This is a genomic window from Pantoea sp. JZ29 (assembly GCF_035190385.1).
In the GTDB taxonomy this organism is placed as follows: domain Bacteria; phylum Pseudomonadota; class Gammaproteobacteria; order Enterobacterales; family Enterobacteriaceae; genus Pantoea; species Pantoea stewartii.
In genome coordinates this window covers 1,747,786-1,772,629 of sequence record NZ_CP045241.1, presented here as the reverse complement: position 1 = coordinate 1,772,629, position 24,844 = coordinate 1,747,786, and the positions used below count along the sequence as shown (strand labels likewise).

Sequence of the window (24,844 nt, the reverse complement as noted above, 5' to 3'; positions counted from 1 at the left end):
TCCTAAAACTTAAAATATACCACGAGATATTTCTAAATTCATTTTATTCAGTTCCTTCAAGAAGTCAGCGCTATTATTCATTGAAGTTAAACGATCAAAAACCTTCTGTTTATAAGCGTTTGTATGAATACTTGCATGGTTAGGTAAAGTATTCCCGGGAGGAAGTTGAACTTTACTATTTGTAGGCAAAAATATTCCATTTTCAGGAGTATTGATATCTATTTTAAGCTTTTTCATTTTCACTTGAAGAGCAACCATTCGCGAATCAGTAGAGTTCGACATAACAATATGGTGCGCAGAGTTTTTGAAATTAGGCTCTATTTTACCAGCAGCCACCATATTTTGCCTAAGAATCTTAGCATCTCTGGAGCAACTCAATCCTAATGGATCGATCCATGAAAGCGGATTCGTCGCATAAGAGTAGAGATTAATCCCCCCGCCAGCCCTATCGGATCCTGACTGATATACGCCGCAATCTCAGGGTCATAATACCGATAGCGGTTATAATGTAACCCCGTCTCGGCATCAAAATACTGCCCCTGAAAACGCAGGGGGTTTTCGATCTGATCAGCAAAGATTTGGCCTTTTTCACCCCAGACACCGGTTTTTTCTGCCCAGACAATCTCACCAGTAACGGATGTCAGTCTGACTGGTGCGCCATTAGGATCGCAGTGATAGTGCCAGCTTTGTTTACTGTCCCCCTGTTGCGTCAGCAACGCCAGCGGTCGAAACGTGCCGGGATAATAGACGTATTCCCGCATCGTGCTGAACAGTGCAGCCTGTGCTTTTTGTCGCTTAAGGCGACTGCCTGTATCAAAGATACTCTGCGCGGCCAGAGGTTCATGTGTGCGGGTGAGCGTTTCGCCCACCAGCGCGTCCTCCTGCCAGTAGAACCAGCGCGTTTCGCTGTCGGTTTGCTTAAACACCCGGCGGCCCAGCCCATCATAGCCATAGCGCACCTGATGGTTCCCTTTACGCACCGCAATCAGTTGTCGATTTTCATCCCAGAGGAAATCTTCTTTTTCATCCTGATCACCCGCGGTCCCCGCGACTCGGCGTCGCTGGCGTAACTCACCGGCACGATCATAAACATAACGAACGCCCTGATGCACGCCCTCCCGGAACCAACCTTCCGCGCGGTCATTAACCTCACGGGTTTGCGTCTGCAAATGGCTACCTGTTGCATCCTGCACAAACTTTCGCAGTGCCCCGTCAGGGGTGATATGTGCCGTCAGCCTGCCCACAGGGTCATAACGATAGCGATCGTTGCCCCACTGGCTGTCGTGACGCGCAGTCATATTTCCGCTTTTGTCATAGACAAAGCCACTGGCAAACAGCGGTAAATCATTTTGTAGTACCTGCTGTGACGTAAGCCGTCCCTGGTGGTCGTAATTCAGGGTGCGCGTCAATGCCTCTGACAACTGTTCATGAATACACCGTCCCGCGGCATCATAATCAAAGGTGATCGGCGAATCAGTGTTGAGTTGCACGGTGCGTAAACGTTGATACGCATCGTACCGATAAACCACCCGATGGCCACTGTCGCTTTCACGCTCGTGCAAACGTCCCTGCTCGTCATAATGGTAGCGAAGTTGAAAGCCGTCCTGATCTTCTGTCAGTAACCGTCCCGCGTCATCGTAGCGCCAGCTGAGTCGCCGCCAGGGATTCTGGCAGAGCACCAGCCTTCCGCAGGGATCATAGTGGAACGTTGCCTGTAAGGTATCACCGCTACGTCGTTCACTCAGGCGCCCGGCTTTATCGTAGCCATAGTGCACCTCACGTCCGAGCGGATCGCAACGTGCGGCCAGGCGGCTGCCTTTGTCCCAACGGTACTGCGTTTTTTGTCCCCAATAATCCTGCTCGGCCGTCACACGTCCAAGCCCATCTCGTTCCATCTGCCAGCGTTGACCAGATTGATTAATCATGGCCAGCAGGCGGTCCTCAGGATCGTATTCATAACCCAGCCGGGCACCATCAGGCGTTTCACAGGCGGTGAGCATGCCTGTGCCGTTATAGTAAAAACGCGTGGTCTGCCCCACTTCATCGGTAAACGTGACAGGCTCATCTTCACGGTCATACTCAATCCGGACATCGCCACCCGCCGGGTCGACCGTGGCGATGAGGCGATCTTTCGAATCCCAGTAAAAACGGGTCACACCGTTACTGGCATCAGCACGTTCCAGTAAATTCCCACGTACGTTGTGCCTGAAACGCGTCTCTCCCGCGCCTGCCACGCTGACCACCAGCAGGAAACCAAAGCGGTCATACCGATACTCTGTTTGCGGTGCACCCGGCTCATTCGCCTGGGTCAGTTGGCCAAGCCGATCGAACTGATAACGGGCCGTCACACCGCCCGGATCGCGACTGGCAATAAGGTTGCCACCGCTGTCATAGTCGGCGTGCCAGACCGCACCTTTCTGATCGGTGATCGCCAGCGGCAGGCCATCCTCATTGTAAACGGCCTGCACCATGCTGCCGTCGGGTAAATGCTCAGCGACCATGCGGCCCTGCGCATCATATTCCCATTGATGAATGCTGCCATCCGGTTCAATCACTTCTACCGTTCGACCAAAGTCGTCGTAACGAAATACCGTATTCCCGCCACAGGGATCGATTTCGGCGATCGGCAGACCATTGTCGTCAAACGTAATACGTGAGAGGTGGCCCAGTGAATCCGTTACTTCAACCTCATTGAGCAGCGGTTCGTAAGCAAAGTGGTAGTCCCAGACGCCGCCGTCACCCCAGGCGTGAATGACGCGCCAGTCCTGATTGTACTGGTAATGAAATCCCTGGCCGTTTCGGTCAAAGTGACTGACCAGATAAAACTGTTGATAGTCAAAACGCCGGGGATGCGATAGCGCATCAATTTCGGCGCTAAGTTGACCATTGGCATGATATTCGTAGCGCGTCAGCGGCGTGATGTCACCGTCCAGCGCATTGTGCAGGCGTAAGCTACTCAGGCGGCCCTTATCATGAGTGACAAGGACCTCTCGTCCGGTCAACCCGTTAAGGCTGAATTCGCGAAGCCGAATCAGCATCTCGTCCTGCCATTCAAAGGCCCAGCCGTTTCCGTTACGATCGGATAATTGCTGTATCGGTAACCGCCCATCGGCACCGGTGAAATGCCACAGGATCCCCGCTTCCTGCTCAACGCACCAGGTCACCTGGCCCTGGGCGCTGTCTCGCCACAGGCGGCTGCCATCCGGCAACCCCATGACAGCATGTTTACGTCCGTCTTCCTGTGGCAGGGCGGCAAAAAGCGTCATCCCGTCAGGCTGAATAAAGAGCGCAATGCCCTCTTCAGTCAGGATTTCCAGCCGGGTATCCGCGGGTGTCAGCCAGCCATAGCCACAAAGTCCTGCCGTTTCAACATCGGCCGACGAATACGTCCGATGCCAGGCCAGCGGCAGCCGGCCCGGCAACAGGAAATCCTGCTGTTCAAGACTGACGCTGCCATCCCGAATATCGACCGGTTCCGCTCGCAGAACCTTACACTTGAGAACCCCTGGCTCCATATTACGAAACAATTTGCGCCTGTAGTCGCCAAAGCGTTTCATGAAATTTTGCCATTTCACCGACTTCCGGAACTTCTTCAGCCCTTTTCCCAGACCGCTCAACCCGGCACGCATCAGCAGCGCCATCAAATTGATTGTTGGTGGCCCGCCTACGATGACATTGTTGGGGATGGCCAGGTTGAACGTCAGCGGTAGCGTCAGAGACAACGGTTTGGGTTTAGTGACGCGCTTGAGGCGAAACGGGGGAATCATACCGACAATATTGCAACTCAGTACCGGCATGCCAATTCGGGAAAACGGTTCACCATCCACCGAAACCGTTTTACTGCCCATAAACAGCTCATCTTCAATCTGTGGGCCGCCGGGCGCACGCAACGGCGGCACCCAAACGCCGCCAACGGGGATATGTATCGACATTCCACCCGTTCCCGCGCTGGCCCGTTTGATGCTGTTAACATGCACCGTAGTGCCAATCAATGGCAGATAGTCAAACACATCAAACACAATACCGATGTGAGGCGTCGGTAAAGGCCAGGGATAGGTGTGAATGTCCAGTCCTAGCTGCGGATCAAAGTGCGCACCGGAATGCATGAATCAGGCCTCAGAAAATGGCTCGCAGCAGCGCGCGCAAAAATGTTCTGACTTCCGTCGCCAGACCGCTATCGGACAGGCTTAAGAACAGCAGCGCCAGGACCGTGACGACGACAATAAGGATGATGCGGTTTTTCACAATGTGTTGCTCCCTGCAGGTTGTGTGGCTAAGGGTTCAGTGCTTCCCCACGCAGGCAGGCTTTGCCATTCACCCGGCGGGGCATCAAAAGGATGGGCGATGTCAGGTAAGCCATTCCACTGCGGATGCAGTTTTTCACGGGCCAGGTGGATGACACGGCGAAAACTGTCATCGCCATTGCGGATGAGTGTTTCCCGCTCCTCGCGAATAAGTAAAAAGGTTGCCTCGAGCTGGCGTTGCAGCAGGCTGTCAGTTTGGCGGACCTGCGATGGGGTGGGCACAGGCGGCAGGTTCGCGTCGGCCTGCTGAATAAGCCGCTGTTTATCGGATTGCCAGCGAGATGCATAGGCTTCAAGCGCCTCTGTGCGGCGTTTATCGTGACTGCGCAGAAGATCCTGAAAGACCAGCGGCAGCGTGGTTTCGCCCCGCTCGGCCAGGGGCACATTCTCTGCGGCTCGCACGGCCTTACCATAGGCTTCCATGGCAGCCGGGCGTTGTCCGGCGAGCCATAAACAGAAGCCAGTCATGCGCCAGCCCTCAATCGCAAACACAGGATGGGGGATTACCTCTGCCTCACGCGCGGCCTGCCGGTAGCACTGTGCCGCTCGAACGTACTCTTTATGTGAAAACCAGGCACCGGCTTCGCCAAACGTACTCTGCGTTCGAAGCTGGCCTTTGACAACGGGGTCCGCCACGCTGCTGGACGCGTTTTGCGCCTCACGATAGTGGTCGACGGCCTTATTGTGATCCTGGCCTTTCAGCCAGCCGCCCGCAATAAGGTTATGCAACATCGCCTGTTGATCAGGCCAGCCTCGCCGCTGTGCAATGCCTAACGCCAGACTGCCGCGCGCAGCGACCTGCTGGGCGGTCCCTTTTTCCAGCAAGAGCATCGCATCGGCAAGGTAACGCCGCAGCAATGCCCGATCGGTATCAGGATCGCTTTGCTGCTGGGCGGTTTGATGCATCACCTTCATGCCATCGACCTGATCGACAATCAGTTGGACGCGATCAGGATGCGCGTCATGAAGTGGCTGCCAAAGCGGTTGTTCAAGCGTATCAATCAGCAGTAAACGCGGCGCAGGCGCGGAGGAAGCCAGCCAGCGTTTCAGCCAGCGCATCAACGCACTCTCGTCACTTACGGCAGCGGGTTTAAGCACCAGAACCAGGTAACGTACATCCTCTGCAAAATGATCGGCGAAGTCCTGTAACAGGCCGCAAAGCTGTTCAATGGTGTAGCAGGGCAGCAACACATCGCCATCCCAATGTGCCGCATCGGGCGTGGCGTCATAATGTTCAAGAAAGTCACGCGACAGTGCATCGCTATAGCCATAACCGGTTTCAAACGCCGTAGACAGACCAAGGAATATATCGGGTACGGAACGCCCCTCCGGATGCTGCTGAAGGGCGATGAACGCATCAAGTAGTGATTCGCCTGCGGCTGGAACGCGCCAGATAAACAGACCCGCGTCGGTCTTTTCCGTGGCGGTTAACCAGCTCAGCTCCAGCTCAGTCATAACACGTTCAGTGGGATTCTTTGCGGTGCTCATTTCTCATCCCTGTCAGGCATTGAGTTCAATTTTTTTGCCATTCACCATGACACCGGCGGCATTAATGGTAATCGTCGATCCGCCCGCCGTAATTTGCACGCTGCCATTGCTGATTAAAATCCCGCTCTCACCGACGTTGATATGAAACGTATCCGTGGCACTGTCGGCCACGCTTCCTTGAGTAAAGCGGGTATCGCCCCCCGTGATACTGAGCGTGCGCCCAGCGCCGATCGTCACATCCTGCTTTTGCGCAATGGTACGGGCCTCATTGCTGTTGACACTGACGTGACGATTACCCGTCACGTCGAGTGTCTGATTACCCGTCACCTGCACGGTTCGGTTTTGCTGCACGCTAACCTTTTCATTGCCCTGCACCGTACGGGTCCGATCCTGAATCACCGTTAGCGTTTGCTTCCCTTCTACTGTGCCGGTGTTATTGCTTTTCACCGTCGTGGTATGGTTTCCGGTAATGGTTTCATCGCGGTTTTGCTCAACGCTGAGCGTTTCATTACCTTTCACCGTTTCCGTACGATTTTGCTGAACCGTGGTGGTTTCATTGCCGCTGATGGTTTTACTGCGGTCCTGTCCAACCGAGATGGTTTCATTGCCATCCACGGTCCGTGTACGGTTCTGCTTGATATGGCTGGTTTCGTCTTTACCAACGGTTTTGGTGCGATTGCTGCCGACATCATGGGTTTCGTCGTTTTCAACCTCGGTATCCATATTACGTTCAGCATGCAACCAGAGCTGCTCTTCGCCGGGTTTATCTTCAAAACGCAGCGCATTGGCATTGTCAGGCGATCCATCCTTTGAGCGGCTCATGAATCCCATCTGCGTAGCGGCAGCGGGCAAAGCCCAGGGCGGCATGCTGGCCTCGTTATAGACGCGACCGGTGATAATTGGCCGGTCAGGGTCGCCATTAATAAAGTCGACCACCACTTCGTCGCCTACGCGTGGAATCTGCACGCCGCCGAAACCTTGTCCCGCCCACGCGCTGGAAACACGCACCCAGCAGGAACTGGTATCGTCACCTTTTGCCAGCCGATCCCAGTGAAACTTAACCTTGACCCGACCATAGCGATCGGTCCAGATACTTTCGCCTTTCGGCCCGACCACCTTCGCCGTTTGCGGGCCGCCCGTGCGCGGCCACGGCGTTTTCTGCTCAGGACGAAACACCACACCCGCTGGTATCACGCTAAACTCCGTACGATGAATCGTCTGGCTGTCCGGGCCACTGGCGTAGCGATTCTCCTCAAACTGGTAGTCAGCAGCAGTCACCAGATATTCACCGACATCGCTGAAAAAGGCCGCATTGGTGAGCTGGAACGTGCTGCCCGGCACAATCCCCATTGCCGTCGCGGTGCCGTGGGTTTGTTGATGCTCTACCTGCCAACGCTCCTGACGGATGCGGGCATAAAATTCGCCATGACCATGTTCCACAAACCGCCCCGGCCAGTCATACACATCAATGGTGCCGGGTGAAGGAGATGTTGGATTTTGTCGTGCCTGGAAGAGCCAGGCGTTAGGTTTGCGAAAATCGTAGTCGTCCAGACTGTATAAACCCGGCGTCACGCTGTCAGTAAGGGCCCACTGGCTTATCCCTTCTTCACTGGTGGAACCGCCTGAAGGCGTTTGATGATAGGGGATCACTTCATAGCCACTAAATGGCGTGTACTGCGCAGTGGCATCCGTGAGCACGATGGTATGCTTACCGGCCTCATGGCGAACGTGCCAGGTAATGCCTTCCAGCTCCATCAGTCGGTTGATGAAATCAAAACTGCTTTCCTGATACTGAACACAGTAATCCCAGCTGCGATAGCTACCCGACAGGTTATTTTCCACGTTAACCTGATACTCACTGAGTAACGTCTGCACGATTTGTGGAACGGTTTGCTCCTGAAAAATGCGCAGATTCCGGTCACGTTTCATCGGCCACAGATCTGGCTCAAGCGTTAACGTGTAAACAGCATAACGCGTGCCTGACATCTCTACCGCGCTCACCGCCACCCGCGTGATCTTGCCATTAAAGTAACGTGGATTTGCCAGACTTTGCGTCGGCACCACTACGGTAGCGGCTTTACCCAGCAACGCGCTGCGTTCGATACGCGCATCGGTCCCTAAAACCTGAAGCGTTAAGATAAACGATTCAGACAGGGCCTCTCGGCCAGATAGCTTCCAGAACAGCAAGCCTTCAACGGGTAACTGAACAGTAATGCGATTGAGCATAAATCGAACCCTGACGTCAGACTGAAGTCACGCGGGACTTCGTGAGTACGTTTGTTTTAAGGTTTAGGATGGATCGGATCGATTGTTTAAGTAAATAAGACAATGGCTAATATGTTACCCGAATGCAAAGAAGTGTGAATAGCTATTACATTCATAATAAAGCCAGGCAATCCGGCAATCCTCGGTGGAAATACCTTGATTGCAGAAGATCGCTCGCCATTATTGGCCAGCTGTCTCGGAATGAAATAATGAAATTACCTTACTGAGTCAGGCACCGTGAACCGGTCTTACTCAGCGGCGGATTTCAGCATTCAGGGTCGGGCGCGCGTCAGTTGGACAATCACAAACATCCCCCCAATGCCCGCCGTGATAATGCCAATGGGTAGCTCCTGCGGGGCCAGCAGCGTCCGACTGGCAATATCGCCAGCACACAACAAAATGGCGCCCCAGAGCGCGCACAGTGGGATCAGCAACCGGTGTTTCACACCCGTTACGTGCCGACACAGGTGCGGCACCATTAGTCCGACAAAGCCAATGACGCCGGTCAGTGCCACCAGCAACGCGGTTGCCAGCGCACAGCACAGAAACACCTCGATGCGTAACCGGTTGACGTGAATACCAAGCGAGAGTGCGGTTTGCTCGCCCGCCAGCAATCCATCCAACTGCCGCCCGCGCAGCGCTACAAACCCTGTCAGTAATGCCAGACTTACCAGTGCATAAGGCAGATTATGCCAGCTGGCTAATCCCAGCCCGCCCAGTGACCAGAACATCACCGAGCTGGCCGCGCGCTGGTCGCCTGAAAAAATCAAATAGCTGGTCACCGCACCAAACAGAAATGACACGGCCAGCCCGCAGAGAATCAAGTGCTCTGCTGAACGTTGCTTTTTGAAATGAAAAAGCAACATGACGGCGGCGGCTGAAAACAGCCCACCCGCGAAAGCGGCAACGGGCAAGGTTAACGCCGACAGCCGATCGCCAAAGCGGGTAATCACCAGTACAGCACCGGCTGAGGCCCCAGAGGACAGACCAAATAAAAACGGATCGGCTAAATCGTTACGGGTGGTGGTTTGCAATAAAGCCCCGACCATGGCCAGGCCAGCCCCCGTCATCACGGCCAGCAGCGTGCGCGGTAACCGTAGGTCGATCACGATTCGGGTTACCATTTCAGAGACGGGCGCGTCTGCCATGTCGAGTGCGGACAGCACCTGCGTTAAAGACAATGACACGGTGCCTTCCGCCGTGCTGATCAGCATCAGGATCGCCAGCAGCAGGCAGGACGCACTCATTATTCCTGGATAACGATACGGCGATCGATTCACGGCGCATCCGGCGAATAGAGCGCATGAGCCAGCTTCTCTACGGCCTGAATATTGGCCGGCCCCGGTGTGAGTTCAGCGTACTGTAACTTCAGGTAGCGATGGTGTTTTACCGCAGGCGTCAGCTTCATAAGCGGATGATTTTCCAGGAAGTGGCGCAGTGCCTCTGCCCCACTGCCGGTCTGATAGTCCAGCAAGATAATAAAATCCGGCTGCGTGGCCGCCACGCTCTCCCAGGAGGTGGTGCCCCAGCTCATCTCCAGCGATTCCATCGCGTTTTTACCTCCGGCGGCCTCAATGATGGCGGTCGGCATGGCATATTTTCCGCTGGTGAACGGTTTGTCTTCGCCTGAGTCGTAAACGAAGACTTTTCGAGGCGGCGTGTCAGCCGGACGCTGAGGTAAGGCCTGCAGTTGCTGTTTCCAGTCCTCTACCAGCGCCTCGGCCTCGGCCCGCTTGCCAAAAATTTTGCCCAGTTTAATCTCGTCGTTATAGAGCAGATCCATCGTCGCTTTCTGCTTGTCCTTCTGCGTAAAGACGCAGCTTTCACTCAGCACCAGGGTTTTAATGCCGTAGTGACGCAGTGAAGCAGGCGTAACGTCACCGCCCACTTTCATCCCGTAATTCCAGCCAGCAAAAAAGAAATCAGGGCTCGCGGCCAGCAACGTTTCCAGTGAGGGATATTTCGGTGCCAGCTCAGGGATGGATCCCATGGCCTGCTTAAAGGCCGGCGTCATCTTGTACCAGCCACTGATGCCGGTGAGACCGACAATACGGTTCTGCAGATGCAGCGCAAAAGCCATTTCTGCCATATTGAGGTCGTTAATCACGGCTCGCGCAGGCGGCGAGGTGAACGTCACGGGCTGGCCGCAACTGTCGACGGTGACAGGAAAATCACTTGCGCTGGCCCACATGGCTGGCGTCACGGCCAGAAACGCGGCAAAACCGATTTTACTCAATGCATCATGCACAGTCGGGCACCTCAAAAATACGTAAGCGCTTACCGCTGGCAGGATGTTTTACGGTAAAGCTGTTTAAGCCGAACACAGGCTGGAGATAGCGCGACGTCAGCGCGCGCGACGGGTGATCACACACAATTTGCTCGCCCTGCGACAGGATAAGCACACGATCGGCAAACGTATCAATCAGGGACAGGTCATGCAGTACCGCTATTGCCGTAATCCCTTTGTTTTTAATGAGTGCCAGTAGCTGCTGGCGGGCCAGCGGATCAAGATGGTTCGTCGGTTCATCCAGTAAGATCAATAACGGCTTTTGCGCCAGCACGCGCGCCAGTGCAGCACGTTGTCGCTCTCCCCCGGACAGCGCAGCCAGCGGGCGTGTTTTTAGTGCTGAAAGACCGGTTTCATCAATAGACTCGTGGACGATCCGTTGATTTACTCCTGCCGGGCAGGCGCCTAGATGCGGAATACGGCCCAACGCAACGTACTCTTCAACCGACAGCCTGAGATCGGGCATATCATTCTGCGCCATCACGGCTATGCAGGTGGCAAGCTGTTGCCGTGAAAACGTTGCCAGACATGCGCCGTTAAGCTGAATCGCCTGTGGCGGTGACGATAACTCACGGCACATTGCCCGCAGTAATGACGTCTTGCCACTGCCGTTTGGCCCGATGATGACCAGCCGCTCTCCCTCTCTGACGCTGAAGTGAATGTGATGCAAGAGCGGTTCGCCGTCCGTTCGGTTCAACTGCGCAATGTTGACCTGCAAAACAGGAGCGGATTGAGGTAACGCTATGGACGACGGCATGTTTTCACCCCACAAATAGATATGTTATAACATAACAATTGAGACGCAGAAAGACAAGCGGCGGGCACGAATGAAACAGGGTGCCGCGATGTCGGCACCCTGAAGAGAGAAAACGAAAACGGCTTATTTAAAACGGTTGTGAAACAGGCTGGCCGTCATCGCTAGCATGCCAGCACCCAACGAGGTATGTAGCATGAGTGTGTTGAGCATCGTCACCTCCTCTTCGTTTTGGTTGCACTTATTGGTTTTACACCGCCTCAGCCAGTTTTTCCTCACTGGCCTCTTTCTCAATCAGCCGCATTAATAGCGACAATCGACGTTCAGTGCGCTCTGGCGTATCGGGCGGCAGGTTGTAACGCAGGGAGTAAAGCTTGCCTTTTTCGTTGTAGAAATCCACCACCAGCACCGGCATGATACCGCCAGGCACTTTGTTGTAATTCACCGACAACCGGGTGCGGCCTAACTGTAACTTTGCCGCCATTACGGTTTCGCCAACCAGTTTGGGATAAAGAGCACGATCTTCGGGCACGCTGATGACTTTCATTACCGCCTCCTGATTCTCTGGCACCTTGATGACAAAGCGCGGAGAACGCCGTCAGCGCCCTCCGCTTTTTCGTTAACCTGCCATTAGGCCTGATGTTCAATGGCTTCCGCCGTACGGTGTTCGATCGGAATGCGACGAGGCTTCTCGCTTTCCGGTATCTCATGGTGCAGGCCGACGCGCAGCAAACCGTCCTGCAGGCGTGCGGTGGTCACTTTCATATGTTCCGGCACGCTGTAGCTCAGACGGAAGTCTGAACGACTGATACCACGGTGCAGCCAACCGCTGTTCTGCCCTTCTTTTTCCGTATCGTTATCGCTGACCTCCTCTTTCTGTCCGGTCACGGTCAGACGACCGCCTGCCACTTCGATTTCGAGCTCGCTTTCTTTCCAGCCCGGCACGCTGACGGTCAGTTCGTAGTGTTCGTTATCAACCTGCTTCAGGTCGTAAGAGGGGGAAACCGACACGGGCGCATCGCCGGTCAACTGGCTGAACAGCCTGTCGATACGGTTAAACCGGTCTGAAAAGGCAGAATCTGCGATAGAAGGAAATACGGGAAAATTACGTAATGCCATAGTGATAACCTCCTGAATTAATGGTTCATTCAAAAGCTCATCGGCGTGGGGATCTCCCCCGCTGCTCACAGACATTTATAGGATCATTTAGTGGGATTTCAAGCGAGGAAAATGAAATTTTTTTGGGCGTGAGTGGCTACATGGTTTTGCTCTTATCTCAGACGGACGCCCCATGTAAAAATGCCGTTTCATCCCTATCTGGTGCGGCGGTTTGGCGATCAGAAAGGGTATTAGAACCAGACACGTGTACCGTAGCGTTCGTTATCGCCGCTGTGCCGTTCAGCATTGATTTGTGACCAGCAAGCACCAAGGTAGACATCGAAATTTTGCATGTTCAGAACATGGCGAAAGTGGTATGAGGAGTGAAGGGTATGAATGGCATAATTGCCTGGAATAACGTCGTTCAGGCTGGCACCGTTCATTGGCTGTATTGTGAACGCTTTCACATCATTACGCACATAGATATAGCCAGGCTGGATGTCGCGCCACAACCCGTTCAGGCCGGCACTGAAGTTTTGTTCTTCCGTTGCATCCATATACGCCGTGCTGAGATTAATGACCGCCCCTGAATCCGGATTAGCTCGTTGCCCGTTCCAACTCAGGGTAGCGCCATATCCATTGCGTCTGGATTGATCCTTAAACTGACCCTGGCTGTTTGTGTAGCCATAGGCATTCTTCACCACGTTACTTTCCATTCCGACAGCGGCTGTCACGTCGCTGTGGTGCCACGCGATGACCGGACGTAAATAGTTGACATTTTTTGAGCTCCACAAAAACTTAAGACCGCAGTAATATCTGTAGTAATAAGACACTGATTGCATAAAACAAGCACAATTATTGGCGGACAAAGACACTAAATAACAACATTAGATTCGGGACTGATGCAAAAAAACATAGCAAACAATAAATCTGTTCACAGGGAAAAACCAGAGAGACTAATAAATATAGCGTGTCAATTCTGGTGTTAAACGAAATATGCAGAGTAGCAAAAAATCAATTTCCTATGTCATTACCTTATCAGACTCATGATGAGGATTAATCGTTCTGTGGCAACACCCTCCCCTAAATATAATATAAGAAAAAAATTAGTAGCAACCAACACCATTGAAAATACACATAACAAAAACTGCATTCAAATTTCAATTAATTCAAAGGAAATATATTGAAATGCTATTTGCAGCATTGAGACATAAAGTAAACTGAAAAATCAAAGCAGTATATTACCAACCTATACCGCTATATTACTCACTAAAAATCAATGTTTCACTTGCAAGGCCATGCTCTTTTAAATAATTACTCTCCCATTCATAATAATCATCAGGAGCCACTCGACTAAATCCCTTTTCAAAATATCTATCTCCATGAGACATTACCATAGCCCAATAATATTCATCGTCATGCCCTAACAGGCAAGCCTCAAAATAATCATGGGGAGGATTGTTAAAAAGAGGGTTGTCATCAATAATAGACTGCGCCTCATCTTCAGTCTTCATACCATAAAAGATCATGATCCCTTTAATGAGATTAACCCATGAGTAAAAATTTACTGTAACTGTTTCGTTAGAATTATTTTCACTTACGTATTTCAACCCATCTTTGATTTTCTCAGTACCAGCCATATCAGTTACATCCTCTTTTGAATTTATTAAATAATTCCGCAGCTTTTTGACTATAGATTGCAAACTGTGTCCCACCGGCTTTTGGTGGGCGGCCTCGTTTAAAATCTCTCAAATTTAAGAGCATAGGTCCACTGACTGCATCGTGACCATGCGATAGAGTCCCTTTACGTGCTTGGGCAACAAAATCTGCCCATTCGCTATTGGCTGAATCGAATACTTTAATATCAAGTTTAGCAAGTTCAGTATTTGGAACATCAAATTGAGTTATTGACATATTCCTGTCAGTTCTCATCTGGGCCCACTTTTCAGCCTGAGCTCTATCTGTCGTTACATAAAAGCCGCCTTTATCTGCAGGATCAAAATCCTTGTTTCCTTGACCAAATGAAGGATCAATGGGGCCTTTGATATCTCCCGCATGATAAAAAGTAGTAACATCTTTTCCTGTCAACCCCCACGGATCCACCCATCCCAGCGCATTCGGCGCATACTGATAAAGGTTGATCCCCCCCGCCAGCCCTATCGGGTCATGCTGGGTAAACCGGCCGCTGTCCGGGTCATAATAACGGAACAAATTACAGTGAAGCCCCGTTTCCCGGTCCAGGTACTGGCCCTGCATACGCAGGTTCTGCTCTACCACCGGAATTCGTTGATCCGATTCGCGCAGCAGTTTGCCCCACGGGCTGTTCACACCTTCCCGGGTCTGCTGGCCTTCAACGTCGGTCAGTCGCTCGGGCGTGCCGTTAGCCGCGCAGTGGAACCACAATATCTCCGGACTTTCCACGCCATCAATACGGGCCAGTGGCTCATAGCTCTGGCTGTCACTGTAGACATAAGTCAGCGGAATATCGTCGTGAATTTCCTGCAGCAGACGGTAACCTTCCCACACAAACCGCGTTGTGACAGCATGACCAGACGGCTTACCCTGTAACGATTGTTGGCAGGTTTTACTGATGCGTCGGCCCAGCGGATCGTAACGGAAGCTCACTTTGTTGCGTGGCTTGTTGCGATCACGCGGCTCGCTGATGACATCCGTCAGACGATGCTCACTATCGTAACGGTAGCGCCAGCGGGTCTGGCCGTCATCCTTCTCAGTGGTGCGGCCATGGATATCGTACTGCCAGCGAATCCCGTTGAGTTCGGTCACGCGGTTATGCATAACGTGGGAAGCGGCATGGCGATCCAGCGGGTTGCCTGCACCGTCCCAGCGCCAGTGTTCATTACCAGGCTGCGCGCCTTCCTGGGACAACAAACGACCTGCGTTATCGTAGTGCCATAATGTCTGGCTGAACGGATTATCGTCACGCTCTTCACGGATCAGGTTGTTGCCGTAATCGAAGTCGCGCCGGCGGGACCAGACGCGCGGTGCAGGTCGCTGGGCTTCCCCCCTGAAAACGTCACGGCGGCGCAGTCTGCCAAGACGATCGTATTCACTGCGCGTGGTCAGACCGCCCTGCGTGCGGCTGAGTTCCCGATGCAATTTGTCACGGGTAAACTCGGTCACCGGCAGGTTGTCGAGTGCGATGCTCAGTAAATGACCGCTACCGTAGTAAAGCTGCTTCAGGTTGCGGCCATCCGGCAGAGTTAGGGCTGTGCAATTACCCAGCGCGTCGTACTCCCAGGCCAGTGTGCCCTGCTCTCCCTGTTCACTCACGATGCGGCCCAGCGCATCATAGGTAAAGGTAATCTCCTGCTCAGCCTGCTGGCTCCACTCGGTGTCAGACAGTGGCAGATGCTGTGACACTTTACTTAGCTGACCACCACCACGGTAGTGATAGCGCGTCTGACCTTCCGGTGTCGTGCGCGCCAGCAGTTTCATACCCTATGCTTTCCGTAGATTGTTCAGACTCAAACTGTGTTTAAAACTCTCGCAGTTCTCTTCATCTTCTTCGTTTAAAGGACGCATTGCGGAGAGGGTAAAGATTATGAAAACATTGCTATCAGGAACCTAAGTGGCCAACTGTCGCTGCCACACAGCTTGTCCATTGCGCTCGAATGCGGTTTCGACCTTCAGCGCCTCTAGCGCTATCAATCCCAGCCATACCCCGTACAAACGCTGTCTACTGAATAGCGCCCATCTGACTGCGTAATGTATCCCATTGACGCTGGAACTCCGTCTCCGCATCGCTACCTTCAGGAATGACACCACGACTCACAACGAATGCCAGCCCACTGGCCTCATCCCGCAAAATATTCATGGTGGTGTCCTGCCACGCAGCAGGAAACAGCGCAAATGCGCCTTCATTGAACTGATAATTCATAGGGTGTACGTTTATTGATTGGGTGTGGCTGACGTATTCAGGCTTCGATATGTGCCATCGGCATCATCGGCGTTAGTGAGTATTTGAGTGTTGTCACGCGCCACTTTAATGTCGAAAAGACGAGGGGAGATATCCGGATCGCCGCCACAACTGACGTCATGGTTGTCTTCGCGAACCGTAATGATAAAGAAACTTTTATCACTGCTGTCGTCAACATCATACCTGAGACATTGATCGCTGAGTGTTGTGAGGTGATAAGTATGAATGGCTTCCGTTGCCGAACTGACAGCCTGGTCTGCGTTGATGTCATGCTGTCTGGCACTCATAGTGGTATTCAACATGATATGGCTGACCTTTTGCTGGTCAATTTCAAACATCAACTGCTTCTCACCCAGCTTATAGATAAGCCAGTGTTGATTATCGCTGTCACTTTCTTTGCCTGGGCCATAGGCTTGCCGGACCTGTTCCACGCTATCGCCCACCACTATATTGCGAGCCGTCGGCACGCTGGCAGCGTCCACAAGAATCTCCGCCAGAATGGTATGGCTGGCATTTCCCACCGCCGTTGCGCTGAACAACGCAAAGCCGTCATAGGTGTGTTGGAAATAGTTGTATCGCTGTTCATCGATGACCACTTCTCCGGCCACAACCGAGCTCAAGGCTTTGCCTGCACGGACGAAGCTCTGATTGTTCCATGCGTCACCAGGGGTGAAAGCGTAGTCGTTGAGCAGGACGGAAAAATCTCCCTCATTTAAAGCGGGAGCTACGGTTTCTGCAGTGGATTCAGCCCTGGCAATGCACGATACCAACATAAGGACAGCCACAAACAAAAAGCTGCCGAAAAGACGATTTATGAACATGGTGTTTTTATCAGGATAAAGGCAGAAGAGTATCAAATGAAACTGGTGTTGGCATTAGGTTACCATCAGGATCTTCAACAAGTTGCCACGAAAGATTTGCCCCTTTTAAGGTGACTTTGACTTTCCTGCGGTCGGGTTCGCCTGACGACGAAGGGAATGAAAGCATAACAGTGTTGCCACTCACGCGTCCGTGTAATATATGGGGATTATCATCACCCGGGCAATCAATTTGGTCGGCGTCCTTCATGTAACAATAGGTGCCAGTGACATTCTCATCGTGCTGAACCAAACTTACCGTTAACACTCCATCCCGGTCACTTTCGCCACGCCAACGTCCAGTGAAAGGTTTTGAAGAATTTGACTCTTCTTCGCGAATGGTCATCAATCTCAAAGAACAGCGCTGGCTTGAAGACAATTCAGCCTCATTATCCGCCGCGCTAGAAATCAGTGCATTGTAAGCGAAGCCATCGGAAAACTTTACTTGTTGAGCGATACATGCATTGGTGATAAAAACTGATGCTGATAAGACTAACGATAAGGAAAAAAATTTAAACATGATCATTATTTACTCAGCTAATATCGGAATGAACTTAAAGCCCTGGAATGAACAATGGATAAACTGAAGATGGCTTTAGTTAAGTTAATAAGTTAGAAGCTCGCAATCAAACAGCTAATAAATAGGAAAATGAACATTCATACAAGATGTAGATGAAGAAAAAGACCACCATAACAGAACAAAAAAAACCAATTAAAACTCACCTTTTATAATTTTTATTACTAACTTTCTTTATAAAGGATTGACACCATCATTCCCACTCCCCACTTTGCTCAAGAATTACTTCCTTATCCTGATCCACTTTTAAAGTAAGTGGGTTAAAAATTACAGTATAACCCACATTACTATTACTGAAAATCATTCCTTGCGCTTTATTAGAGTTTTCAGGCTGGAAGGTTTTACCGTCAAGCGTTATTTTCTTCCCATTTTTATTTTTTAGACCTATGTATTTAACTTTATCACATATAGTATAAAATCAGCCGTAGGTGTTCAATAAATCAACTGTAAAGCCGGACGTTGAAAAAACTTTCATATCGGAGTTTACATTTATTTCTTTTACTTCTTTAGTCAGTACATCATTTTTTGGAGCATAAAACTCTCCGCTTTCTGGGTTTTTAGCTAGCTTCCATAAAACTTTACCGCCTTTTAGTTCTAAACCAGCCTTCCCGTTTACCCCGCCGAAACTTGAGTCAAATTCGTATAATATTGCTCTCTGATTTTAGCAATGCATTTTGTTAGACCTTTCGAATCTTCAACATTATTGCCCACCACGATATTACACGCCGTTGGTACACTGGGTGTGTCCAAAAGAATCTCTGCCAGCACAGTCTGGCTGGCGTTTCCAACCACCGTTGCGCTGAATAACCGAAAGCCTTCATAGGCACGTTGGAAGTAGCTGCACCGCTGTTAATCGATGACCACTTCTCCAGCCACAACTGAACCCAGAGCTTTGCCTGCGCGTACGAAGCTTTGAGTGTTCCATTCGTCTTCTGGCGTGAAAGCGTAATCATTAATTAATACTGAGGAGTCGTTGTTATTAAGAGGGGGAGCTATTAATGTTTCAGTATAAGCCACCGCATAGACATTCCATGCTGGCATAATTATCATTAATATAAATAATGGTGGAACTAAAAAAACGATTTAATTTCATATATCACACCCTGAAAACGAAATAATCAACTAAAAATAGTCTTATGGAATCATTTCAGGGACGAACGATTTACTACTACTTAAAAAAAACATTAAAGCAACATCTGACATCAAAATACTTCCAGATGAGCAAGAGTACCAACCAAATAAAAATTAACGGGCACCTTGCACACTTCAGAATGTATTAACCAGCAAGCATCATCAATGTATCAAAGCACTGAAACAATCCAATTAATATTGAACAATTAAATTTTCTTCTTTCTAGAATTCGCCTGCCTGACTCTGTTTTTTAAATACAGAAACCACCAAAAAAACGCCCTATAGCAATTCAATATAAAAACATTAAAATGCGCTTTTTTGGGGAAAAATAAGTATTTTTTAATTACCTGATAAGAAATCACTTCACGACTTTAATATTTTTAACTTCTCTATCAGAGAATTTAGTCCAATCCTTACGGATAGACTCGGCCAACCTGATCAAATAATCAAAATCATCTTTATGAAGAAGATCATTTTCATCCAATACAAACTTCTTACTAACATCAAAATGCGAATTTGGGTAGAAATTTGGAATAAGAACGCCTATAAACCATTCACTACCCGAACGCAGTAAATTAAAATCACCCTGGCGTGACTTAACAATCTTAGCTTCAATCATAAACCTCTCCTGTTTTTAAGTCATAAACTTGATAGTCTATCCCTTTATTTAAATTCTTCATGGAAATAACCGCTTCATAATCACCATTAGGCAATTTACCACCAGGTAACCATAAGGGTTCAACATCTCTCGCTCCCCATTCGTTTCCAGAGGGTATTTTAGCATTATATTTTTCAGTTGGGTAAAATTCAACTTTAAGCAGATCTCCACTTTCCAACTGTTCTTTAGGAATACCTAATCTATCAGACATTATTGAATAATCACCATCAGATTCTTTTATAATAGCTTCCATATTACGCTGTGAGCTTACAAACTCTGATCTAAATTCATCTGGCTTACCTAAACCGTACTCTTCGTAGTCAGACCTTGATACGATTCTGGTAGCACCATCCGAGAATTCTTCAGCGTGTTGGCGTATATATTCTTTGGGCAAATATGTTGATGGATCAGGTTTTTCACCCTTTGGTATCCTAACTATTTCATCAAACTTTGATTCACTTATTGGAACACCGTTTGTTTTCTCGTATAAGCTTGATCGCCAGGCATCAAACTTCATCCCACCCTTGCCGCCGGCATATCCTCCAATGAAACTTCCCGCCAGCATAGACCATTTTTGACCATCGCTGCCTTCGCCAAATATCTTCCCACCCAGCCAGCTTCCTGTATAACCGCCACCAAACGCGCCCGCCACACCCAATAAAGCAATAGCTGGTGAGGCAATAACAGCAACAGCTGCACTCCCTACGCCCATCATCACCCAGTTAACCCAGCCCGGAATTTCAGGATTAATTACATCAGTTTGGTATTTACCACCGCCGATAAATACGTTACCAGAACCACTACTGATCTCTGCACTACAAGTTAAACGATCACCTATGCGTGCCGCCGGAAAATTGTTAATAAAAACCTTATCTGAACCTTCTGCAACTAACTGAAGCGAGCCACTATGTTCATCGCAATTTCCTTTAGACAAATGTGCACGCATTGCTGCTCTGCTATTCACAAACACGTTGAGAGAGCCGGATGTAAGTTTGCCTGTATTGTGCCGTTGAGCCCAGGACATACTTCCCAGAACTTCTCCTATTCCGCCTGCGGCACAAGCGCCCGCCGCCGCCGCTGAGACAACGGCTAATGCCGCACCACCTGTCACCACTACAGCTGCCGCACCTAATATTGCGCCGCCGATTAGTCCTGCAACCATCCACCCCTTTGAAGCGGTGTGTGCTATATCGTCAAGGTCTCTCGCCGCATTAAACTCCGCCATTCGCTATGCATCCTTCTGCCTCAGTAAAAATGCAATGACTTGCTCCTCACTGGACAATCTCTCTGGTCCATCGAAACCTTTAGCAATACCAATATTGTTCAAAAGTGACGAGACTTTGCTACCTGGTGAATGCCAAAGAGCGTAGCGTATTGGTTCTTCATCGTTCAACGCGGCGATATGCAAGGGATTACACTTAGAATCAAAAAACAAGTAATTTCCATTTAACGCTCTCTTTAAATCAACATGTTGATAGAGAGCGTTAACACCTTCGTGCGCTGTAATGATTTTGGTATCGTTATCAAGAGAGAAAAATATCTCAGGAGAATCTGATGCAACAGGCGTGGATTCACTCTCTTTCTCAACATGATTGAACTTAATGCTGTTGATGATCGTTTGATACTGTTTTTGATAATACTCGTTAAATTGGGAAGGGCATGTACCAATATAGCAAACAATTTTCTTCCCACCCAGCGGTTCATCAAGTAAGACAACTGTTTGTTTTTGCCAAATCTGAACCCCACCATTTTCAAAATGGTAGAAAAGCTCAACAGCCTGCACCCCATCAACTATAGTAAATTGTGATGTAATATTGGTAAACGCCTCAACAGTTGTACCCATTTCTTTTATGATTCGAGCTGCAACTTTATTGAACTGAATCATCACTTGATGCGGACGCCCGCGATACCACAAAAGTAAACTCACTTGCACTATTTTCACTTAGTGTGAATAAATTCATAGTGCGGTCTTTATATATATCGGGTAATTCAAGTGAAGCTTCCTGAAGTGTATAAATTGCCATTTTAAATCCCGGGACTATTTATCTGAAGAAGTAAAATAACTGTCTATTTCACTCTCAATTTTATTTTTTTGACCGCCACCTGGCGCTACAATTTCTGCTACTCCACCTGTGGGATTTAATTGCAACTTGCCACTCGAGGTGTTTATCTCACCGTTTTGGCCGACTGTCAGGTTGAAATTTTTGCCAATGAAGTTGATATCACCAGCCTGAGTTAACTCAATCGCACTTTCTCCACATTCGATTCTGATTTTATCGCCAGCAGCGATAATATAAGCGCCAAGAGCACTTTCAGAACGGTTCCCGGATGTTAACGTTTTACTGTCACCCTTCACACCTAATGTATGGTTGCCCTGAACACGCGTTTCGTGATCAGCGCCAACCGTCACGCTTCGATTATTAACGACGTTGTGACTTTCATCATTCTTGACATTAGTATCCAAATTACGCTGTGCCTGAAGCCATACCTGCTCCTCACCCGCCTTATCCTCAAAGCGCAATGCGTTAGCGGTGTCCGCCGTACCGTCTTTCGATCGGCTCAGAAAGCCCATCTGTGTGGCGGCAGCGGGCAGTGCCCACGGCGGCATACTGGCCTCATTGTAAACCCGGCCGATAATCAATGGACGGTCGGGATCGCCATTGATGAAATCCACCACCACTTCATCGTTGACGCGCGGGATCTGCACCCCGCCAAACCCCTGGCCTGCCCAGGCGCTTGACACCCGCACCCAGCATGAACTCGTGTCGTCACCCTTCGCCAGACGGTCCCAGTGAAACTTCACCTTCACCCGGCCGTATTTGTCCGTCCAGATGCTCTCGCCCTTCGGCCCTACCACCCTGGCCGTCTGCGGGCCGTGCGTCTTCGGCCACGGTGTTTCCGGGCGCGCACGGAAGGTTACCGCGGCAGGCAGCACCGTGAAGTCGATGTTGTGGCGCGTGGCACCCACGTCGCCGCTGGCGTAGCTGTTCTCTTCAAAGTCATAGTACGCCGACGTGACCAGGTATTTGCCGTTGTCGCTGAAGTGCGGCGCGTTCAGCAGCGCAAAGGTGTAGCCCGGCGCGATGCCCGTCGCCGTTCCGCTTCCGCTCACCTCGTGGTGCTCTGCCTGCCACACCTCCTGGCGGACGCGCGCGTAGTATTCGCCGTGACCGTGCTCGACAAAGTGGCCAGGCCAGTCGTACACGTCCACTGAACCCGGCGTCGGCGACACCGGATTCTGGCGCGCCTGCAGCATCCACGCGTTTGGCTTGCGGAAGTCGTAGTCGTCGGTGCTGTAGATGCCCGGCGTCACGCTCTCCGTCAGCGCCCACTGGCTCACGCCCTCCTCCGTCACGCTGCCGCCCGACGGCGTCACGTGGTACGCGATTGTCTCGTAGCCCGGGAACGGCTGATGCTGATCCGGCGCGTCGCACAGCACCAGCGTGTGCTTGTCCGCCTCGTGGCGGAAGAAATAGTAAATACCCTCCAGCTCCATCAGCCGGCTGATGAAGTCGAAGCTGCTCTCCTGATACTGCACACAGTATTCCCACACCCGGTAGCTGCCCGCCAGGCGCGTTTCCACGTTTACCGCGTACTCCTTCAGCAGCGTCTGCACAATCTGCGGCACCGTCTGGCTCTGGAAGATGCGCAGGTTGCGGTCGCGCTTCATCGGCCACAGGTCCGGCTCCACCGTCAGCGCGTAGACCGCATAGCGCACACCGCCCAGCTCCTCGCTGCGCACTCCTATCCGGGTGATTTTGCCGTTGATATAGCGCGGGTTCAGCGCGCTCATCAAGCCGTCCGTCGGCAGCGTGAAGGTGACCGGTTTACCCAGCAGCGACTGGCGGTCAATGCGCGCGTCCGTGGAAAGCAGCTCCGCTTCCAGCACGAACGATTCAGACAGCGCCTCGCGGCCGCTCAGACGACGGAACAGCAGTCCCTGCGCGGGAAGTTGTACAGTAATACGTGAAAACATAGACATACCTGTTAAATATGAGGATCAAGTAACCAGACGCCTTCCTGATTAATCGTCAACGTCTGTTCGCGTTCGCCGCTTTGACCTGTCACTGAAAACGTGTAATTGCCTGGTGCCAGTTGCAGTGCGGCAAAACCATTGGCTGCCGGTACAACCGCCTGCGGCTGGCCGTTCACCTCAACGCGCTCGCCGGGCTGTAATTTGATATACACCTGCGCGACGGGCGCAGGTGGCGGTGCCACCGGCTCCTGCGCTTTTTCCGGTTGGGCCTGAGCAGTCTGCGTTTGTGCTGGCGCCGTCTGGGTTTGAGCCGGTGTAACAGAGGGCTCCGTCGGTGCCTGCGACGCGGAGGAAGCTGCCGGGGCCGTTTCCGTCTGCGCAACGTTAGACGGTTCACCGTCCTGTTTGTCGCCGCCCGCCATCAGTAGACCTGCACACACGCCCACCAGCACGCCCGCCGCGACCAGGCCCGGTAACGCAAAGCGGTTACGCATCAGTTTCTTCAGCGGTGTGGCCGGTGCAGCGGCCTCGTCGTTTTCTTCTACCGGCACCAGCATCGTGCCCGGCCCGGTGTTTTTCACTTCCGGCAGCGGTTCGGGCGCTTTTTCTGGCAGCACCAGGGAGGCCGCAAAGGCGTCAATGCTTTGCGGACGATCTTCCGGTTTCAGGGCCAGCGCGCGATCGACTGCCGCCAGCAAGGTCTGGCTGTAGCCGGCCGGCGCACGCTGAACCAGAGGTTGATAATTATCTTCAATACTGCGTACTACGCTCACCGGCGGCGGTGCGCCAGTGATTAGCGTGTGCAGTACGGCACCCAGCGCATAGATATCGGTCCACGCGCCCTGTTCACTTTCATCGTTGTCGCTGTATTGCTCAATCGGCGCATAACCCGGACGCAGCATGGTTTCGCTTTCATCCGAAAGGTTACCGATGGTTTTGCGCGCGGAGCCGAAATCCAGTAGCACCGGATCGCCGTTACTCTGAATCTGGATGTTATCCAGCGAGATATCCCGATGCAGATAACCCGCATCATGGATGGTCTTAATCGCACCCAGCAGGGGCGGCAGCAGGCGACGAATCCAGTTCTCATCGATCAGCTGCGGATTGCGCTCACGCAGGGCTGACAGTGTGGTCCCGCTGTAAAACACCGTGCCCATGTAGGCGGTGTCGTTTTGCACCCAAAAGCGCAGTACATGCAGTAGATTAGGATGGTTAAAACGCGCCAGCAGACGAGCTTCCTGAATAAAACTGTTCAGGCCGGCATGGAACGTCTTGCTGAACCGTTCACTGCGCAGTACCAGATTCAGATCGTCGCTGCGCACAGCCAGTGAGGACGGCATAAACTCCTTGATGGCGATATCGCGTTCCAGCTGGTGATCCCACGCGCGATAGACGATGCCAAAGCCACCGCCGCCGATGACTTCCTTGATTTCAAACTCATTGAACCGGTAACCAATCGGTAGCGCATTGGGTACAGTCTGGTGATTATCGTGTTCCGACATATTCGAACGC

The 24,844-nt window shown here is 51.3% G+C and carries 19 protein-coding genes and 3 pseudogenes; all 22 read right to left on the bottom strand.

Annotated elements, in window-relative coordinates; translation table 11 throughout:
* Positions 1–9: 9 nt before the first annotated feature.
* Positions 10–4,106: pseudogene (locus tag GC090_RS08245) on the bottom strand (RHS repeat-associated core domain-containing protein).
* 10 nt (positions 4,107–4,116) lie between these two features.
* Positions 4,117–4,245, bottom strand: a complete 129-nt coding sequence (locus GC090_RS08240) for a hypothetical protein (protein ID WP_096010432.1) — start codon at positions 4,243–4,245, stop codon at positions 4,117–4,119.
* Positions 4,242–5,792 (bottom strand): hypothetical protein, encoded by a 1,551-nt coding sequence (locus tag GC090_RS08235; RefSeq protein ID WP_054633588.1) that lies wholly within the window; start codon positions 5,790–5,792, stop codon positions 4,242–4,244. Before GC090_RS08235 ends, GC090_RS08240 begins: the two co-directional genes overlap by 4 nt.
* A 12-nt stretch (positions 5,793–5,804) precedes the next feature.
* Entirely contained in the window at positions 5,805–8,018 is a 2,214-nt protein-coding gene (locus tag GC090_RS08230) for a type VI secretion system Vgr family protein (RefSeq protein WP_054633587.1), read from the bottom strand.
* Positions 8,019–8,329: 311 nt separating this feature from the next.
* A complete protein-coding gene (locus GC090_RS08225) occupies positions 8,330–9,337 on the bottom strand; it encodes a FecCD family ABC transporter permease (RefSeq protein WP_375093436.1) in 1,008 nt (335 codons plus the stop codon).
* Positions 9,334–10,248, bottom strand: coding sequence for an ABC transporter substrate-binding protein (locus tag GC090_RS08220; protein ID WP_324021551.1), 915 nt, complete (start codon positions 10,246–10,248; stop codon positions 9,334–9,336). Before GC090_RS08220 ends, GC090_RS08225 begins: the two co-directional genes overlap by 4 nt.
* 49 nt (positions 10,249–10,297) lie before the next feature.
* Positions 10,298–11,101: an ABC transporter ATP-binding protein gene (locus GC090_RS08215; protein WP_324021348.1), complete on the bottom strand. Its 804-nt coding sequence runs from the start codon at positions 11,099–11,101 to the stop codon at positions 10,298–10,300.
* Between the two features lie 247 nt (positions 11,102–11,348).
* Positions 11,349–11,645 carry a hypothetical protein gene (locus GC090_RS08210; protein WP_033742120.1) on the bottom strand — a complete coding sequence of 99 codons (297 nt, stop codon included), beginning with the start codon at positions 11,643–11,645 and terminating at the stop codon, positions 11,349–11,351.
* Between the two features lie 83 nt (positions 11,646–11,728).
* Positions 11,729–12,217, bottom strand: coding sequence for an Hsp20 family protein (locus GC090_RS08205; RefSeq protein WP_033742122.1), 489 nt, complete (start codon positions 12,215–12,217; stop codon positions 11,729–11,731).
* 230 nt (positions 12,218–12,447) lie between these two features.
* Positions 12,448–12,990 (bottom strand): carbohydrate porin, encoded by a 543-nt coding sequence (locus GC090_RS08200; protein WP_324021346.1) that lies wholly within the window; start codon positions 12,988–12,990, stop codon positions 12,448–12,450.
* Between the two features lie 468 nt (positions 12,991–13,458).
* Complete coding sequence (locus GC090_RS08195; protein WP_324021344.1) at positions 13,459–13,836, bottom strand: hypothetical protein; 378 nt, start codon at positions 13,834–13,836, stop codon at positions 13,459–13,461.
* Position 13,837: 1 nt separating this feature from the next.
* Positions 13,838–15,649 (bottom strand): annotated as a pseudogene (locus tag GC090_RS08190) (RHS repeat-associated core domain-containing protein); the annotation flags it as partial.
* Between the two features lie 6 nt (positions 15,650–15,655).
* A pseudogene (locus GC090_RS08185) lies at positions 15,656–16,094 on the bottom strand (DcrB-related protein).
* 11 nt (positions 16,095–16,105) lie between these two features.
* On the bottom strand, positions 16,106–16,753 hold the full coding sequence (locus GC090_RS08180; RefSeq protein ID WP_324021342.1) for a hypothetical protein: 648 nt from the start codon (positions 16,751–16,753) through the stop codon (positions 16,106–16,108).
* A 211-nt stretch (positions 16,754–16,964) separates the two neighbouring features.
* Positions 16,965–17,516 (bottom strand): hypothetical protein, encoded by a 552-nt coding sequence (locus GC090_RS08175; protein ID WP_324021340.1) that lies wholly within the window; start codon positions 17,514–17,516, stop codon positions 16,965–16,967.
* Positions 17,517–18,416: 900 nt separating this feature from the next.
* Positions 18,417–18,608, bottom strand: coding sequence for a hypothetical protein (locus GC090_RS08170; protein ID WP_277282495.1), 192 nt, complete (start codon positions 18,606–18,608; stop codon positions 18,417–18,419).
* A gap of 448 nt (positions 18,609–19,056) precedes the next feature.
* Complete coding sequence (locus tag GC090_RS08165; RefSeq protein ID WP_277282497.1) at positions 19,057–19,317, bottom strand: hypothetical protein; 261 nt, start codon at positions 19,315–19,317, stop codon at positions 19,057–19,059.
* Complete coding sequence (locus GC090_RS08160) at positions 19,310–20,581, bottom strand: PAAR domain-containing protein (protein ID WP_324021338.1); 1,272 nt, start codon at positions 20,579–20,581, stop codon at positions 19,310–19,312. The genes GC090_RS08165 and GC090_RS08160 overlap by 8 nt, the downstream gene beginning before the upstream one ends.
* A gap of 3 nt (positions 20,582–20,584) precedes the next feature.
* Positions 20,585–21,283: a DcrB-related protein gene (locus tag GC090_RS08155; protein WP_324021336.1), complete on the bottom strand. Its 699-nt coding sequence runs from the start codon at positions 21,281–21,283 to the stop codon at positions 20,585–20,587.
* Complete coding sequence (locus GC090_RS08150) at positions 21,225–21,380, bottom strand: DcrB-related protein (protein ID WP_324021334.1); 156 nt, start codon at positions 21,378–21,380, stop codon at positions 21,225–21,227. The genes GC090_RS08155 and GC090_RS08150 overlap by 59 nt, the downstream gene beginning before the upstream one ends.
* 14 nt (positions 21,381–21,394) lie before the next feature.
* A complete protein-coding gene (locus GC090_RS08145; protein WP_324021332.1) occupies positions 21,395–23,332 on the bottom strand; it encodes a type VI secretion system Vgr family protein in 1,938 nt (645 codons plus the stop codon).
* 11 nt (positions 23,333–23,343) lie between these two features.
* A complete protein-coding gene (locus GC090_RS08140) occupies positions 23,344–24,834 on the bottom strand; it encodes a serine/threonine protein kinase (protein WP_324021330.1) in 1,491 nt (496 codons plus the stop codon).
* Positions 24,835–24,844 lie beyond the last annotated feature (10 nt).

Coding starts and splice junctions, on each gene's coding strand:
- GC090_RS08235 (WP_054633588.1), bottom strand. CDS start 5,792: ATGAGCACCGCAAAGAATCCCACTGAACGTGTTATGACTGAGCTGGAG.
- GC090_RS08230 (WP_054633587.1), bottom strand. CDS start 8,018: ATGCTCAATCGCATTACTGTTCAGTTACCCGTTGAAGGCTTGCTGTTC.
- GC090_RS08220 (WP_324021551.1), bottom strand. CDS start 10,248: ATGTGGGCCAGCGCAAGTGATTTTCCTGTCACCGTCGACAGTTGCGGC.
- GC090_RS08215 (WP_324021348.1), bottom strand. CDS start 11,101: ATGCCGTCGTCCATAGCGTTACCTCAATCCGCTCCTGTTTTGCAGGTC.
- GC090_RS08210 (WP_033742120.1), bottom strand. CDS start 11,645: ATGAAAGTCATCAGCGTGCCCGAAGATCGTGCTCTTTATCCCAAACTG.
- GC090_RS08205 (WP_033742122.1), bottom strand. CDS start 12,217: ATGGCATTACGTAATTTTCCCGTATTTCCTTCTATCGCAGATTCTGCC.
- GC090_RS08195 (WP_324021344.1), bottom strand. CDS start 13,836: ATGGCTGGTACTGAGAAAATCAAAGATGGGTTGAAATACGTAAGTGAA.
- GC090_RS08175 (WP_324021340.1), bottom strand. CDS start 17,516: ATGATCATGTTTAAATTTTTTTCCTTATCGTTAGTCTTATCAGCATCA.
- GC090_RS08170 (WP_277282495.1), bottom strand. CDS start 18,608: ATGCCAGCATGGAATGTCTATGCGGTGGCTTATACTGAAACATTAATA.
- GC090_RS08165 (WP_277282497.1), bottom strand. CDS start 19,317: ATGATTGAAGCTAAGATTGTTAAGTCACGCCAGGGTGATTTTAATTTA.
- GC090_RS08160 (WP_324021338.1), bottom strand. CDS start 20,581: ATGGCGGAGTTTAATGCGGCGAGAGACCTTGACGATATAGCACACACC.
- GC090_RS08150 (WP_324021334.1), bottom strand. CDS start 21,380: ATGGCAATTTATACACTTCAGGAAGCTTCACTTGAATTACCCGATATA.
- GC090_RS08145 (WP_324021332.1), bottom strand. CDS start 23,332: ATGTTTTCACGTATTACTGTACAACTTCCCGCGCAGGGACTGCTGTTC.
- GC090_RS08140 (WP_324021330.1), bottom strand. CDS start 24,834: ATGTCGGAACACGATAATCACCAGACTGTACCCAATGCGCTACCGATT.